Here is a 16,503-nt window from a genome sequence, read left to right on the forward strand (position 1 = left end):
AGAGAATCGGGCTGCGGTTCTCCCGAGGCTGTTGACCAGGGCGGTTGGCCAGACGGGTGGGCTCCTCAATATCTCGAAGGTCGGCGAACCGCTGGAGATCTCCTGAGGCACCGTCACGTCGTACCTGCAGTTGCTCGAATCGCTGTTCCTGCTCAGCCTCCTGCCGACTTGGGGAACGACGGTGTCGTCCCGGAGCGTGGAGGCTCCGAAAATCCATGTCGTGGACTCCGGCATCGGGGCGCACCTGCTCCGGCTCAGCAGGACGAAGCTCGAGCGGGGCGACCCGTCGTCGCTGACCGAGTTCGGACACCTCGTCGAGTCCTTCGTCGTCCAGGAGATCATTCGCCAGACAAGCTGGATGAATGACGTCGTCACCGCGGGCCATTGGCGCACGCGCGATGGCGACGAGGTCGATCTCGTGCTTGAGCGCCAGGATGGCGCCGTACTCGCCTTCGCGATCAAAGCCGGTGATCACATCGATTCGCGGCAACTGTCCGGGTTGCGAAAGCTCCATGCACGGCTCGGTGACGCCTTCATCTCGGGCATCGCATTTCATCTTGGCAGTCGGGGATATCCGGTCGAGGACCGTATCCACGTCCTTCCAGTCGAACGCCTCTGGGTCTGAACGCGTCCTTGAGGACAGCTGAGGCCGGACGGGATCTCTGGCGACGATCGGCCCCATCCCGGCTGTCCCGGGCTGGACTGGTGACCAAGAAGCCGGATGACCGTGACCGCAGGGTGGTCCGTCTGGAACCCGGCGAGCGGGCCGCCGCGGAGCGGGAACGGATCGACCGGTCGTGGCTGGAGATCTATCGCGCAGGGGTCGGCGGGCTGGACGACGAGGAGCAGCTCCGGTTGGCACAGGCCCTCCCGGCGCTTGTCGCACTGGCGACAGGTGTGGCCACGGCCGGGGCGCCCGCTGATCGCGAGGTGGGTCTCGGCGGCCCCCGAATCCCGCCGTCTGTGCAGGACTGAGACTCAGCCTCTTCCCCGATCTCCGGGGGTCGCGGGCAGGGGGTTGGGCATCCCTGACGCGATTCATGTCGGTGCGCACCATTAGTCTGTGATCAACCTGTTCAGGAAAGGCGCCGGCATGGAGTTCCACCGCAGCGACTACCTTCGTCGTGCTCTGTTCGAGACCCTGCCGGCTCATCTGGAGCCCTACGTCAGGAGGCGGTTGGCCGAGAGCTACGGGCCGAACTGGAGCCTGCCCTCCCGCGACGGACGGTCCGGCGGTGCGGCCGAGGAGTTGTCGGACCTGTCCATGCAGATCTGGGCGCTGACGGCGCTGGGCCCCGGCCGCACGCCGATCCTGCGCACCGAACCGGCCTTCCGCAGCCGCCTCCACGAGGTGCGTCAGGCGCGCAACGCCGTCGCCCATGGTGCCGAACTGGATCGGTATCAGACGCTGGCCGCGCTCGGCTCGGTGCGCGAGGTGCTCAAGGAGATCGGGGCCGACGCCGGAGTCGCCGAGGTGACCTCCTTCTACGATGCCGTTGCCGGCTCATCCTGGACCGCCCCGACCTCCTCGCCCGAGCCCGCATCCGCTCCCGTCGAGGATCAGGAGGCCCACGGCGGCGATTCGCCGGCCACGGATGACGAGGCCCCCGATCCTCAGGAGGACACCGCCTTCCGCGCTCCCCGTCGGGCTCTGCGCGCTTCGGATGAGTTCAGCGCTCTGGGCGCCTCCGATGAACCGGAGCAGGACCGCAACCCCCTCGACGCGGTGCGCCTGGACGTCACCTTCGCGCCGGTGGTCTCCTATGCTCAGGCGGTCGCGGGACTGGCCACTCCTATCTCCGTGGCCCTCTCGCTCCCTCAGGACGTCATGCACGCGTCCGATGCCCCGACCGGCGATGGCGAGGCCGACCCCTCGCGTTGGAGGGTTGGCGCCGAGGAGGATCAGACCCCCGCCGAGACCATGCACCGGGTCGTCCCTCCCGTCGACGGCGCCCAGGGTCACCGGCTGGCCGGGCTGCGGATCACCGTGGTGATGGAGAACGAGGGCACCGCGATCACCGAGCCCTGGCATTTCGGGGTCGATCTGCTCACCGATCCGATCGAGCGCTCCAGCACCATCAGGCTCGACCGCACCGAGCTGCTGCAGATGACATCCCAGGCTCTCACCACGGTGCGCATCCGGGTGGAGTCGCAGGACCGGGAGCGCGAGGTGACGGTGGACGGCCCGGTCGTGCTGGCGGCCCGCCAGTGGCGGCTGCGGGATTCGGTGGGCAATGCGGCGCGTACCCTGGCCACCTTTGTCCAGCCCCAGCAGACCGAACTCCCCGAGCTGTGGCGACGGGCCGCCGACCACCTGCGCACGGTGACCGGCAGCGCCGCCCTCAACGGCTACCAGGAGAGTGCCGAGCGGGTCGACGCCACCATCGCGGCGCTGTGCGAGGCGATCGTCGAGAAGGACGTCGCCTATTCGGCCCCGCCGACCAACTGGTCGGACGAGGGCCAGCGGATCCGCACCGCCGAGGAAGTCCTGGAGGGGCGGCTGGCCACCTGTCTGGACACCACGATCCTGATGGCCAGTGCCCTGGAGTTCGTCGACCTCCAGCCGCTCCTCCTGCTGCTGGACGGCCATGCCTTCCTCGGCTACTGGAAGACCGAGGACCACGGCCCCGAGCCGATCGCGGCGTCCGGCCCGTCCCTGATCAATCACATCGATCGCGGTGACATCGGCCTGGTGGAGACCACCGCCCTCACCAATGCCGACGCCGTCAGCCCGGCAACCCTGCACCACGCCGCCCGGCAGGCCATGCTCCCCGACGGTTCGGCGGTGCTCTTCGCCGTCTCCGTGCACGAGGCCCGGGAGCGCGGCGTCGCGGCCCTGCCGGTGCGCGGCCACGACGAGTCCGGGCAGGCCGTCGAGGTCTCCTACCAGCCGGCGGAGCGCCCGATCATCACCCCCGATCCGGCCCCTCCTCTCACCCGAGCCCCGCGTCGCCCCAAGGGGCCGGCGCAGGTGGAGAAGTGGAAACGGCAGCTGCTCGATCTGAGCCTGCGGAACCGGCTCATCAACTGCCCCGATTCGGCGATCCGACGTCACAGCATCGTCGGGCTGGCCGTGCCGAGCAGTCTCACCGGCACCTTCGAGGATCTGGTCAGCGGCGGTACCCAGCTGTACCTGAACCCCAGGGACGCCCAGACCTCCGTCGACGACGAGACCTTCCTGGCCGCTCAGCTGCTGGAGCGGCAGGGCGTCACCACCGACCTGCCGGTCGAGGCCTATGACTCCGCCCTGCAGAAGATCGCCGCCGACACCCGGACCCTGATCGAGGAGACCGGCGCCAACAACCTCTTCCTGGCGGTCGGGTCCCTGGTGTGGCGGTCGGGGGAGCGCGATCTGCGTTCCCCGCTGATCCTGATACCGGTGGAGTTGCACCGAAAGTCGCGCAAGAGCCTGTACTCGATCACCCTGGACCGGGCAGGCTCCTCCACCCCGAACTTCTCCCTGCTGGAGCGCCTGGCGGTCGATCTCGGGCTGCAGATCCCCGGCCTGGCCGACCCCGAGGAGGACGCCGCGGGGCTCGACATCGACAAGAGCCTGGACGCCGTCCGGCAGGCCCTCATCGACAACGGACTCGGCTTCCACGTGGAGCCGACGGTCCACCTGGGGCTGTTCAAGTTCGGCGGGTTCCGGCTGTGGAAGGACCTCGAGGAGTCCTGGGAGCAGATCGCCCGCAACCCCTTGGTGCGTCATCTCATCGAGACCCCGAAGGACCCCTTCGTCGATCCGAACGCCGGCGAGGCGGACTCGGATCTCGACGAGCTGGTCTCCCGGCTGCCGATCCCCGCCGACGCCTCCCAGGCCGCGGTGGTCTCCGAGGCACTGGCCGGCCACACCATGGTGGTGGAGGGCCCGCCGGGAACGGGCAAGTCGCAGACCATCACCAACCTCATCGTGCGCGCCATCGCCGACGGACGCCGGGTGCTCTTCGTCGCCGAGAAGCAGGCGGCCCTGGAGGTCGTCACCCGACGCCTGGCGGGCGTCGGCGTCGGCGACCTGGTGCTCAACCTGCACGATCGCGACCAGCGTCCCGAGGCTGTGCGCACCAAGCTGCGCCGCGCCCTGGACCTGTCGGTCGAGCCTGATGCCGAGGGGATCCGCGCCGAACGGACCAGGCTGCGCTCGGCCGGCGGGCGTCTGAGGCAGTACCAGCACGGGCTGCACGATCCGGTCGCCGGGGGGCTCTCGTACTTCAGCGCGCGCACCAGCCTGCTCGCCCAGGGCGACGGGCCGACACTGCGTCTGGAGCCCGAACGGCTGTCGACGCTGGCGGTCGGAGAGGTCTCGCGGTTGCGCGACAGCCTGCCGGGGCTGCGCAGCGCCCTGTGGAACCAGGATCCGGGCGCGATCGGCCAGATGCTCTATCTTCGTGACGCCGTCGATCCTGCTCGGCTGCCGGCCCTGCTGGACGCCGTCGACGAGCTGCGCGCGGCCTTCGCCGATGCCGGCCCCGATGCGGCCGCCGCCAGGACCGGATCTCCGGACCAGATCAGGCTGCTGTGCGAGGCGCTCGACGAGCCGACGCTCACCCGGGAGACGGTTGCGGAACTGGGCACCCCGCAGTGGCAGCGCGGTGCCGCGATGCTGGACGCCGGCCTGGCCGAGTTCGACAGGGTGCGGCCCAATGCGCTGGCCTTCTACCGTCCCGACGTGCTCTCCGGCCCGCTGGACCAGGTGCGCGCCGACCTGGTCGACGCCAAGAGCGCCATGTTCGGCAAGGCCCGCAAGTGCGAGAGGGCGCTGGCGCCGCTGGCGCCCTACGCCACCGGCCGTCCGATGACCGACGATCCGCAGCTGCTGCTGGCGATGGCCGACGAGCTCATCTCCCTGCGGCACCGGGTGGGACGGCTCGCCGAGCTGGCAGCCGAGACGGTTCCGGCGATGACGGCGCGCTGGGCCGGGCGGTGGAGCCCGCTGGACGCGGCCTCGCGCGAGGCCGCGCGCTCGGCGATCGGGTGGCACCGTGAGGTGGCCTCCCTGCCGGCCAGGCCAGGATCGCGTCCGACCCCCTTCCAGGAGGCCGCCGGCACTCTGCTGGACGCCGCGGACCGGCGGACCGCCGCCTCCCGCATCCGACGCTGCCAGGCGGCGGCGCGCACCCTCGCCGAGGTATCCGGGGGCACGATCGCCGCCGATGAGGTGCTGGACGCCGCCCCGGTGGCCGGCAGCCGGGAGTTCCGCCTCAAGGAGCTGACCACTCGCAACGAGATCAACGCGCGGCTGGCGGCGTTCCGCGGCAACGGCCTGGACCAGGCCGTCGGCCAGATGCTCTCTCACGACGTCGCGCCCGCCGACGTCGGCGACGCCTTCGAGCGCGGGCTGGCGGCCGCGACCCTGTCGGAGGGGGAGCGTCGGGCCTCCTTCGGCAGATTCAGCCCGGCCGAGCAGACCGACACCATCGACGGCTATCTCAGGTCCACCGAGAGCATCCGCCGGGTGCTGCCCGAACTCCTCATCGCACAGACCCTGGGCAACCACCGCCCCGCCCTGGACGGGGAGACCGCCCGGCTGGCGACGCTGCGCAGCGAGATCAACCGCAGGCGCGGCCGGGGCCGCACGATCCGCTCGCTGTTCTCCGAGTACGGCGATCTCATCAGCCACATCACGCCCTGCGTGCTGGTATCCCCCGACTCGGTGGCCCGCTTCATCCCGGCCGACCGGTCCGATTTCGACCTGGTGGTCTTCGACGAGGCCTCCCAGATCACCGTCGCATCGGCGGTGGGCGCGATGGGCCGGGGCAGGGCCGTCGTCGTGTGCGGCGACTCCCACCAGATGCCGCCGACCTCCTTCGCCCAGCTGGTGCGCGACGACGAGTTCGCCGACGAGGAGCTGGCCGACGAGGAGTCGATCCTCGGCGAGTGCGTGGCCGCCCAGGTGCCCCGTCACTGGCTGTCGTGGCACTATCGCAGCCGGGTGGAGTCGCTCATCGCCTTCTCGAACCAGCACTACTACGAGGGCAAACTGTCCTCCTTCCCCAGCCCGCTGCCCGACGGCCGCGACGACGGGCCGGACGGATACGGGATCCTCATGCACCCGGTGGTCGACGGCCAGTTCATCCACTCCTCGCAGCGGGGGCGGCCCAAGGGGCTGCTGCGCACCAATCCACTGGAGGCCGACGCCGTCGTCGCCGACATCCGCCGCCGCTTCGAGGCCTCCCCGGACCTGTCGCCGTCGATCGGCGTGGTGACCTTCAACGCCCAGCAGCGCGACCTCATCGAGACCCGGCTGCGGGATCTGGACGATCCCCGGATCACGGCCTGCCTGGATTCCCCCGACGGCGTCTTCATCAAGAACCTGGAGAACGTCCAGGGAGATGAGCGCGACGTCATCCTCTTCTCGGTGGCGTTCTCCGCCGACGAGAACGGCAACGTGCCGCTGAACTTCGGGCCGCTCAACCGCCCCGGAGGGGAGCGGCGGCTCAATGTGGCGATCACCCGGGCGCGGCGTCAGGTGGTGATGTTCTGCAGCTTCCAGATCGACCAGCTGCATGCCGACCGGAGTCGCTCGGTCGGGCTGCACCACCTCAAGGACTATCTCCGGGTGGCCGCCACCGGACCGGAGATCATCGCCGACGCCGGCCCGGCCCGGGGCTCCGACCGCCACACCGATGACATCGCCGCCGCGTTGCGGGCCGCGGGGCTGTCGGTGCGCACCGATGCGGGCATGTCCGATTTCCGGATCGATCTGGTGCTGTCGGATCCCGCCGAACCCGAGATGCCGCTGGTGGCGGTGCTGCTGGACGGCCCGTCGTGGAACCGGCGCGAGACGGTGTACGACCGGGACGTGCTGCCCACGACGGTGCTGGCCGGCATGATGGGCTGGCCCGATGTGGAGCGGGTGTGGCTGCCCGAGTGGCTCAACGACCGCGACTCCGTGATCGTCCGGCTGGTCGCCTCGGTGCAGAGGGAGCAGGCGGTACAGGGGGAGCAGGCGGCGCGGCCGGTTGGGACCGAGGACATCGCCCGGCCGGACGACACAGCTCTGCTGGAGAGCCCTCCCGACGATGATCATGAGTCTGACAAGGTGATTGACGCCCCGACTCTGCCGATCGCCGAGGATGCGGAAGGCGGGCATCCGGATGCTGAGGCCGCCGACGGTGCCGGACTGCAGACCGGAACCGATGCGGCGCCCGGACCGGGGGACACCGCCATCGGTGATCTCGGCACCCGGGCTGTGGCGCGCGCCGCCGCAGGGCGGCGGACCGACGGTGCGGACACGGCTGCGGATCAGCAGATCGCCGCGGATGCGCAGATCTCCGAGCGTCTGACGAGCGTCACCGAGTTCATGGCATGGCCCGAGCACCGGTTCGGGGAGCGCGATCTCCTCGACGAGGCGAACCTTCGCACCGACGCCCGGGAGCAGGTCCACCGGGCGGCCCACGAGATCTGCATGGCCGAGTTCCCGATTCAGGAGCGACGATTCCACTACCTGGTGGCGCGGGCCTTCGGCCTGACCCGGATGCAGGCGTCGCGCCAGGAGCAGATCGCCTCGCTGCTGCGCGGGGCGGACGTCATCACCGACTCCCACGGCTTCGTGTGGCCGAAGGGTGTGAGCCCGGAGTCGATGAGCTCGCATCGACGTCATCAGCTCGATCACGGGATCGGGATGGAGGAGATCCACCCCGTCGAGTGGGCGAATCTTGTGGCCGACGTGAGCAGTCGCATCGGGCCAGGGGCCTCACGCGACGGCCTTGTCAGGGCCGTCTTCGCCGAACTCGGCGAGAACCCGCACCGCCTCACCCGGTCGATCCGCGACGTCATCGAACAGGGCCTGGGCAGCGCCCCGCCGCTCCCCGGGAACATCTGAGATCGGGCTCGGGCCTGTCGGCCACCTACTGGTCGTGCGGGCCCGGCAGGGCACATATGCTCAGAACCCGGCCGGTGAATGGGAGCCCACCGTGATCGCCGGCGACCTCGAAGGATTCACCGTCAACGACACCGCGGCCGTCTCCGGCGGACGCGCCGCTGGAAGGAAGATGCACCGATGACCACCCTGATCCACTCCGATCCGCCCTCCTCCGGTGCAGGCGACCCGGGCGCCGGCGTCCCCCAGGGCGCCGAAGCCACCCATCATGCCGGAACATATCGCGCCGGAACAGAATGGTGGCGCTCCGCGGTGGTCTACCAGATCTATCCGCGCTCCTTCGCCGACTCCAACGGCGACGGGGTGGGCGATCTGCAGGGCATCATCGACCACCTCGATCACCTGGTGGCCCTCGGCGTCGACGCCGTCTGGCTCTCCCCGGCCTATCGCTCCCCGATGGCCGACAACGGCTACGACATCTCCGACTACCAGGACGTCGACCCGATCTTCGGCGACCTGGCCGCCATGGACCGGCTCATCGCCGAGATGCACGCCCGCGGCCTCCGCCTGGTGATGGACCTGGTGGTCAACCACACCTCCGACCAGCACGCCTGGTTCCGCGACGCCCTCACCGGCCCCGACGCGGAGCACCGCGACTGGTACATCTGGCGAGACCCCCGCCCCGATGCCACCGCCCGCGACGCCGGCCCCGGCCAGTGGCGCGGCGACGAGCCGAACCGCTGGGTGTCGGCCTTCTCCGGGCCCGTCTGGGCCTGGGACGAGGCCTCGGGCCAGTACTATCTGCACCTCTTCGCCCCCGGCCAGCCCGACCTCAACTGGGAGAACCCGAAGGTCCGGGCGGCCGTGTACACGATGATGAACTGGTGGCTCGATCGGGGCGTCGACGGCTTCCGGATGGACGTCATCAACCTCATCTCCAAGCCCGCCTGGGGCCCCGACGACACCGGCTCCGGGATGATCGCCTGCTCGGTGGGGCCGCGCCTCCACGAGTTCCTGGCCGAGATGAACCGGGAGGTGCTGGGGGCCGGAGACAAAGTGCTCATGACTGTCGGCGAGATGCCCGGGGTCACCCTGGACGAGGCCGCCGACGTCAGTGGCCGCGACCGCCACGAGCTCGACATGGTCTTCCAGTTCGAGCACGTCTGGCTCGACAACGGACCCGACGGCGACAAGTACCGCCCCGCCCCGCTGCGGCTGCCGGAGATGAAGCGCAACCTGGCCCGCTGGTCCGGGCTGTGTGAGACGGGCTGGAACTCCCTGTACCTGGGCAACCACGACCAGCCGCGCTACGTCTCGCGCTGGGGAGACGAGTCCTACCGGGAGCGCTCCTCGACCGCCTGGGCCGCCATGCTGCACGCCCATCCCGGCACGCCGTTCATCTACCAGGGCGACGAGCTGGGCATGACCGACGCCCACTTCGAGCGGATCGACCAGTACGAGGACGTCGAGACCCTGGGCTACTGGCGCCAGGCCGTCGAGCTGGACGGCCGCGATCCGGCCGAGGTGATGGCCGGGGTCCGCTACATCAGCCGCGACAACGCCCGCACCCCGGTGCAGTGGACCGCCGGCGACAATGCCGGTTTCACCACGGGGCATCCGTGGCTGGCGGTCAACCCCAATCACGTCGAGATCAACGCCGCCGATCAGGTCGGAAGGCCGGGCAGCGTCTTCGAGTTCCATACGACGCTGTGCCGGCTGCGCCACGAGCTGCCGGTGCTCATCGAGGGCACCATCGAACTGCTGGACGCCGATCATCCCTGCCTGTGGCGGGTGCGCCGTCGGCACGACGGCGTCATCCTGGATGCGGCGGCGAATATGTCCTCGGAGCCCCTGGACCTGTCCGAGAGCTCCGAACCGATCCCCGACGGCCGGGTGGTGCTGAGCAATGTCAGCGGCTCCGCCGCCACCGACCCGCTGGGTCCCTGGGAGGTCCGCTGGATCCTGTCCTGACCCGGCCAGCCGGGCGGTTGACCACGCAGCGCCGGAGTTTGAACGCAACGCCAGGAATACCTGGCGCTGCGTTCAAACTCCGGCGCTGCGTCGATTCAGGAGAGGGTCGGGCCAGGGAAAAGGGCAGGGAGAGGCGAGGTGGGTCACTCCACCCGTCGCGTCGACCCCCGCAATGCCAGCGACCACGGCGACTCGGCCGCACGATCCCGGATCCCCAGCACGAGTTCGGCGCACTGGATGCCCTGTTCCCGCAGGTTCTGGTGGACGCTGGTCAGACCCGCGCTCCGCGCCTGCGAGGAGTCGTCCCATCCGCTGACCGTCAGTTCGCGTGGCACCTTCAGCCCGTCCTCCCCGGCCACGTCCAGGACCGCCAGCGCCAGCTGATCGCTCATCGCCACCACGGCGTCGGGACGATGCCTGGGCAGCAGGGTCGAGACCACCCCCCGAGCATTCCGGCGATCATTGGTGCTCACCACGGCCACCGGGACCCGGGCCCAGTCCAGCCCCAGTTCCTCGCAGGCCGCCCTGAACCCGAGCAGCCTCTGGTGCGCCCCGGGGAACCTGATCGACTCGAGGCCCGGCCCGACGATCACCGTCGGCCGCTGGTGGGACGCCAGGGCGAAGCTCAGCACCGCCGGACGAGCCGCCCCGGAGAAGACGTGCCGTGCGACCGCCCTGGCCGCCGACCGGTCATCGATGGTCACCGTGTGCACCCCCTCGTGGAAGCCGGCGGAGGCGGGCCTCGCCCCCTGGATGGCGACCGGACGATCGGTCGCCAGGATGGCGTCCAGCAGCGGCCCGTCGTTGACGCCGGTCCACAGGATGAAGCCGTCGGCCGGTGACTCCCTGATCCGGGCGGCGTCGCTGACGTCCCCCGCGACCGGCAGCAGGCTGAGGCTCTGGCGCCGCTCCACGCACACCGAGGCGACCCCGGCCAGGAACTGGCCGGACTGCGGGTCGTCGAAGGCGTACAGCAGGCCCTCGCCGACCACCACGGCGATGCTGTCGGTGTGGCCGCGGCTCAGCGACCGGGCCGAGGGATTCGGCCCGTAGTACCTGAGTTCACTCGCCGCCACCCGCACCTTCTCCAGTGTCGAGGCCGCCAGCCGGTCGGGGTGGTTGTACGCGTGAGAGACGGTCATCGTGGACACGCCCGCGGCGCGCGCGACGTCGGCCATCGTGACCCGCGACTGGGGTCGTGACTGGGACCGCCGGGACGTCATCATTCCTCCAAGGCGGGGGGCCGGCCGGGCCGGCCCTCCGGGTTCCTGCTTCATCATGTCGGTCGTGGGGCCGGCCGGGCCGGCCCCACCTGCGCTACTTCATCACCTCCCAGGGCCCCGAGGACACTCCGGGAACCTGGTTGCGGGTCCACCACTTCGCCCGGTAGGTGACGCCCCGGTAGGTCGCCACCTCTCCTGCGGTGAAGACCCTCGACGCCGTCCATGCGGCCACACCGTCGGAGTCGGCCTTCATCTCCTGCCACGCCCCGGTGGGCGAGCCGGGCTTCTGACCGCGGGTCCACCAGCCGGCCTGCCAGGTCGAGCCGTCGAAGGCCACGACATCGCCGACGTCGTAGGTCGCACGGGCGGACCACGCCGCGGGCCTGCCGAGGGTGATCCGCACCTCCGTGGTGCCCTTGGGCACCCGGACCCGGCCGCCGGCCTGGTCGATGCCGGCCAGCGCCGACCCGGCCCCCAGCAGTCGCACCTTGGAGATGTTGCCGCGCGCCGCGGCCAGCTCGATGCTGGTCGCCGAGACCTTGGCCCGGTCTCCGGTGAGCCTCACCGTCACCGTCTTCCCCGACGTCGTCATCGAGTAGCCGATGCGCCCGCCATTGCTGACCGGGAAATTCGACACCGCCACCTTCTTACCGGCGGCCACCCATTCGGAGGGGACGCCGCGCCCCAGGATCACCGAGCCGTCGGACTTCAACGAGATCAGCGCATCCCACAGCACATTGGAGCCCATCGCCTGACCCCACATGTGCTGGTTCGAGCCGCCGCCCCCGGAGGCGTGACTGATATTCCACGGGGAGGTGTCACTGGGATAGTTCACGCCCTCCCACCAGCCGAAGGGGCCCGACTGGGAGTGGTCGATCATGAACTGGTAGGCCTTGATGCCGATGTCGCGGTATTTCTCCCCGCGCAGCGCCGCCGACCCGTATCCGGCGTTGTAGGCGCTGGAGTAGTAGCCGTGCGGGTAGCCGCCGAAGTTGTACGGGGAGTCGGAGACGTCCTTGCGGCGCTCGATCCCGTAGGCGTAGGTCTGGTCGATCTGGGTGAGCATGCTGCTGGCCTGCGGCATGCCGTACAGATAGGAGCCCCAGCCCCACCCGCCGAACAGGAACATCGACGCCCAGTTGGCGTCGCGGGGATCCTTGCGAGGGCCCTCCTCATTGGCCTGGTCGACGGCCATCGGGATGTAGGTGAGGTTCTTGGCTGTCTGGGTCGCGGTGATCTTCGCGGTGACGGCCTTGAGCAGGGAGTCGTACTCGGCCTTCGCCCAGTCCGCCTCGGCAGTCTGGCCCAGCGTCGTGGCGACGTACCGATATGTCGACAGGCCGTACAGCGCCGACCAGTTGTCGACCGTCCAGTGGCCGTTCGAGTCGATGGCGTTGGTGATCTTCATGACGCCGGCGCCGCCGTCCTCGCGGTCGGCGGCGATGGTGCGGGTGTTCTCCTTGATGGTGTCGAAGTGCTGCTTCACGAAGGTCGCGTCGCCGGTGCGCTGCAGGTAGATAGCGAAGGGGGCGGAGTACTTCCACTTCGCGTCCTGGTACTGCAACTGGGCCGGCAGGGTGGCCAGGTAGTCCTTGGCGTAGGTGAAATCGCCCATGGTGAGCAGGGTCGAGACGATCCCGATCGTGTCGTGGTCGTACATCCTGTCGTACCCGTTCTCGCCGACGTGCAGCTGCTTCTGGCCGTCGACATCATCGCGGATGATAAGGGTGTAGATGTATCCGGCCTTGTAGGCGTCGATGAGCCGCTTGTCGGGCAGGGCGGTGATCTGCGCGATCCCGGACACCCGCTTGTTCCAGTAGCTGCGCATGTGCCGGTAGTGGGTGTCGAAGGAGCCCAGGGCGGCGATCTTCTCGTCGGAGGGCCAGGCGTAGGAGCCGCCGAAGCGGTCGGCCCCCACCGCGTAGTCGCGGGTGACGGTGGCGCCTGGTGCGACGGTGGTCTGCGTGATCGACGCGGTGAGCCCGATCAGCTTCCTGGAGACCTTCGGCAGCGCGACGGCTGTGGAGTTGCCGTTGCGCACGGTCATCCGCGAGTAGGCGATCTCGAACCGGTTCCCGTCGACGGTGGCCTCGTCGGAGAAGCTCTGGACGGTGATGTCCAGGCCGTTCTTGGAGTACTCGGAGATGAAGGAGGGCAGGTAGCCCTCGGCGTTGTACCACTTGATCTTGCCGGGAATATCCGGCACCCCGAAGGTGATCATCGTGTTGCTCTGGTCGCGCAGCCGGTAGGAGCCGTCGATGAAGGCGATGGGGGCGTTCTTGTCGCCCTCCCAGCCGAAGGAGCTGGTGAGCCCGGCATTGCTGTTGAAGGTGTACTGGGCGTCCCCGGCTCCGTTCTGCGCGGCGACGAAGGCCGCCGAGAGGCGCGTCCAGGCCGTCGCGACGGCCTCGGCCGAACCGTTCTGGGCGGCCTTGGCGGCGGCCAGCTCGGTGTCCAGCTGGGTGCCGGTGAAGTCGTCGGTGCCCTCGACGTCGGAATCGCCGACCTGGGCGATGAGCCGGGTCAGATCGGCGGACCCGTCGGTGTTCGACAGCGCGGCGCCCGCCAGGGTGACGTTGCCGCTGGTCCTGTTCAGTTGGGCCGAGACGGTGGCCGCCGAACCGGCGGGGATGTGCACCGTGTACAGCTTCGTCACTGATCCCGACGTCGTCGACAGGGTGGTCGCCGCGGCCGGGCCTTCGCCCAGATCGACGGACACTGTCGCCGAGGACTGGTAGACGCCTGCCACGAACTGCAGGGTGCGGGCCTTGGACGCCGCGACCGACAGGTTCCAGCCCCAGGGCTTGGTGACGTCGGAGTCGCGGGTCTTGAAGTAGGCGCCCGCCTGGGTGCCGGACTGGGAAGTGGTAGGCGTCCCGTTCGACCACGACCAGGTCACCGGATTGTCGGACTGCTTGTTGATCGTGCCGTCGGCGTCGCGCTTGGAGAACTGCAGCGAGCCGTCGCCGTCGGCCGAGCGATTGACTGTCGCCCCGCTCAGGTGCAGCCAGTCGACGGTGCCCTCCTTGGTGAGGTTCATCGTCGAGGGGGTCTGCGCGAACGCCACGGCGGGGGAGACGACGTCGTCGGCCAGGGTGGCGGCCATCAGTGAGACGTTGCCGGCCTGGTTGTACGTCCTGGTCAGCTTCGAGGTGATGGTGGCGCCCTGACCGGCGGCGATGGTCACCGTGTACCGCTTCACCAGGGCGCTGCCCTGGGTGGAGAGCTTCTTGGTGTAGATGGGATCGGAGGATGCCGTACTCGCCACGGTGAACGTCGAGTCGGCCTGCCAGCCGCCCGTCACCACCGTCAGCCGTCGCGTCTGCTGCGCGGGGGCCACGGTGAGGGTGTAGCCGACCTTCTGGGAGGAGACGTCGCCGGCCGGCAGACTCTGGTTGTTGTAGACGGCGCCGTCGGTGGCGCCGGTCTTCGAGGATGTGCTCGTGCCGTCGCTCCAGGACATCCGCACCGGGGAGTCGGTCAGTGTGGCTACCCTGAGCGAGGCGTCGAGGGCCTTCAGTCCGAGTGCGTGGTCGTCGGTCTTCTTCTGCTCGACGCCCGAACCGGTGGGATGCAGCCAGTCGATGCCGCCCTCCCCGGTCAGATCCATCGGTCCCGCGGCGCCGGCCCCCGGGGCCAGGGTCTCCGCGCCGACCACCGGCGTGCTGGACTGCGTGGTGGGGGCGGCCGAGGCCGCAGGCGCGGCCGCCAGTGCCGTGCCCACCATCGCCACGGCTGTGGCGGTCGAGAGCAGGCGGCGCGTTCGCGCCGATCGTTGAGATCTCATCGGTGTCCTCTCTGTGATGTCAGATGGAGGCAACCCCTCCGTGTCGCTTCGCTCCTGCCTCCCCGAACAGATCGGGCAGGCACTGGCTCTCGGCAACCCCTCGCTTCTCCCCTCGAACGTGTCGAGCCATGGGGGCGTGTCCTCAGCCGGGGGGACATCCCCGAGTCGCCGTCGACATCTGTGTCCCGCCTCGGTGCGGATGTGGTGGTGCTCCACGAATGTGCGACACAAGTTACCGGCTTGTACCGGTACAAGCAAGAGGTTCGGAACTGCTAGCATGTCGTCCACGGGGCGGTGCCGACCCGGCGTCGAGTGTGGCATCGACTCACTGAGTGCCCAGTTCCATTCGAGGGAGAATGCGTCATGTCAGTTTCACGTCGTGGATTTCTTGCCGGGCTAGGCGGCCTCGGCACCGCAGCATTGCTGAGCGCCTGCGGATCTGATTCATCCGGCTCGTCCTCGTCATCGGCCGGCGGTGGTGCGAGCGGCAGCTTCACCGGAAAGGGCCCCATCACATTCGCGATCGGGAAGGACACCACCGGCAAACTCCAGGAGATCCTGGACGGTTGGAACAAGGCCCATCCGAGTGAGAAGGCGACCCTCAAGGAACTCTCGGAGAGTTCCGATGACCAGCGCGCCGCGATGATCCAGAACTTCCAGGTGAAGTCGGACGCCTACTCGGTGGTCGCGATGGATCCGATCTGGGTCTCCGAGTTCGCCTCCCAGCAGTGGGTCCAGGCGCTGCCCTCCGGCACCGACACCTCCAAGCTGCTCAAGTCCAGCGTCGACAGCGCGACCTACTTCAAGAAGCTCTACGGCATCCCCTTCAACACCAACGGCGAGCTCCTCTACTACCGCAAGGACCTTCTGAAGGCCGCCGGGGTCGGCGTCCCGAAGACCTGGGCCGAGATGTGGGCGGCCTGGGACAAGGTGAAGGGCACCGCCGCGGCCAAGGGGATGACGGCCTACGCCGGTCAGCTGTCCAAGTACGAGGGCCTCACGGTGAACTTCACTCAGGCCGTGCTCTCGGCCGGGGGCACTCTCTTCAACGAGGAGGGCAAGCCCACCGCGACCAGTGACGGGGCCAAGGCCGGCCTCCAGGCCCTGGTCGACGGCTTCACCAAGGGCTACATCGGCAAGCCGAACCTCACCTACAAGGAGGAGGAGTCCCGCCAGGCCTTCCAGGACGGCAAGGTCATGTTCCTGGTCAACTGGCCCTACGTCTACGCCAAGGCCGCCGCCACCGACGGCTCCTCGAAGGTGGCCGGCAAGTTCGACGTCGCCCCGGTCCCCGGCATCGGGTCGGGCACCGGCACCACGGTGCTCGGCGGATGGAACCTCGGCGTCTCCTCCTTCGCCAAGAACAAGGCCTCGGCCCTGGCCTTCGCCAAGTACATGGCCACCGAGGACGTGCAGAAGGCCTGGACGCTGGCCAGCAGCCAGGCGCCGGTGGCCACCTCGCTGTACTCCGATGCCGAGGTCATCAAGGCCTACCCGTACACCGAGACCCTCAAGAAGGCCCTCGACAATGCCGGCACCCGGCCGAAGGTGCACAACTACGGCGACGTGACGCTGGCGATCCAGAACGCCGTCTACCCCGCTCTGAGCGGTGGCACCGGCGTCGACGACACCCTGAAGTCGCTGCAGACCAAACTCGAGGCCCTGGCCAAGTAATATCTGGTCGCCAGGCCGACGCGTTCGAA

At 69.3% G+C, this 16,503-nt stretch carries 7 protein-coding genes; 5 read left to right on the top strand and 2 right to left on the bottom strand.

Annotated elements, in window-relative coordinates; genetic code table 11:
* Positions 1 to 130 precede the first annotated feature (130 nt).
* From JS278_RS01755 to JS278_RS01770, 4 genes are all read left to right on the top strand, one after another.
* Positions 131 to 625, top strand: coding sequence for a DUF4143 domain-containing protein (locus JS278_RS01755; RefSeq protein ID WP_181833798.1), 495 nt, complete (start codon positions 131 to 133; stop codon positions 623 to 625).
* Between the two features lie 80 nt (positions 626 to 705).
* Positions 706 to 975 (top strand): MarR family winged helix-turn-helix transcriptional regulator, encoded by a 270-nt coding sequence (locus JS278_RS01760; RefSeq protein WP_114043696.1) that lies wholly within the window; start codon positions 706 to 708, stop codon positions 973 to 975.
* Positions 976 to 1,063: 88 nt separating this feature from the next.
* Positions 1,064 to 7,822, top strand: a complete 6,759-nt coding sequence (locus JS278_RS01765) for a DUF4011 domain-containing protein (RefSeq protein ID WP_147243124.1) — start codon at positions 1,064 to 1,066, stop codon at positions 7,820 to 7,822.
* A gap of 177 nt (positions 7,823 to 7,999) precedes the next feature.
* On the top strand, positions 8,000 to 9,790 hold the full coding sequence (locus JS278_RS01770) for an alpha-glucosidase (RefSeq protein WP_114043698.1): 1,791 nt from the start codon (positions 8,000 to 8,002) through the stop codon (positions 9,788 to 9,790).
* 143 nt (positions 9,791 to 9,933) lie between these two features.
* On the opposite strand, the gene JS278_RS01775 is transcribed toward JS278_RS01770, so the two are convergent.
* On the bottom strand, positions 9,934 to 11,013 hold the full coding sequence (locus JS278_RS01775) for a LacI family DNA-binding transcriptional regulator (RefSeq protein WP_181833799.1): 1,080 nt from the start codon (positions 11,011 to 11,013) through the stop codon (positions 9,934 to 9,936).
* 94 nt (positions 11,014 to 11,107) lie between these two features.
* Positions 11,108 to 14,800 carry a carbohydrate-binding protein gene (locus JS278_RS01780; protein WP_114043700.1) on the bottom strand — a complete coding sequence of 1,231 codons (3,693 nt, stop codon included), beginning with the start codon at positions 14,798 to 14,800 and terminating at the stop codon, positions 11,108 to 11,110.
* Positions 14,801 to 15,163: 363 nt separating this feature from the next.
* Here JS278_RS01780 and JS278_RS01785 point away from each other — a divergent pair, with 363 nt between their 5' ends.
* Positions 15,164 to 16,474 carry an ABC transporter substrate-binding protein gene (locus JS278_RS01785; RefSeq protein WP_114043701.1) on the top strand — a complete coding sequence of 437 codons (1,311 nt, stop codon included), beginning with the start codon at positions 15,164 to 15,166 and terminating at the stop codon, positions 16,472 to 16,474.
* The last annotated feature ends 29 nt before the right edge of the window (positions 16,475 to 16,503 follow it).

It is taken from the genome of Acidipropionibacterium virtanenii, assembly GCF_003325455.1.
Lineage (GTDB): Bacteria > Actinomycetota > Actinomycetes > Propionibacteriales > Propionibacteriaceae > Acidipropionibacterium > Acidipropionibacterium virtanenii.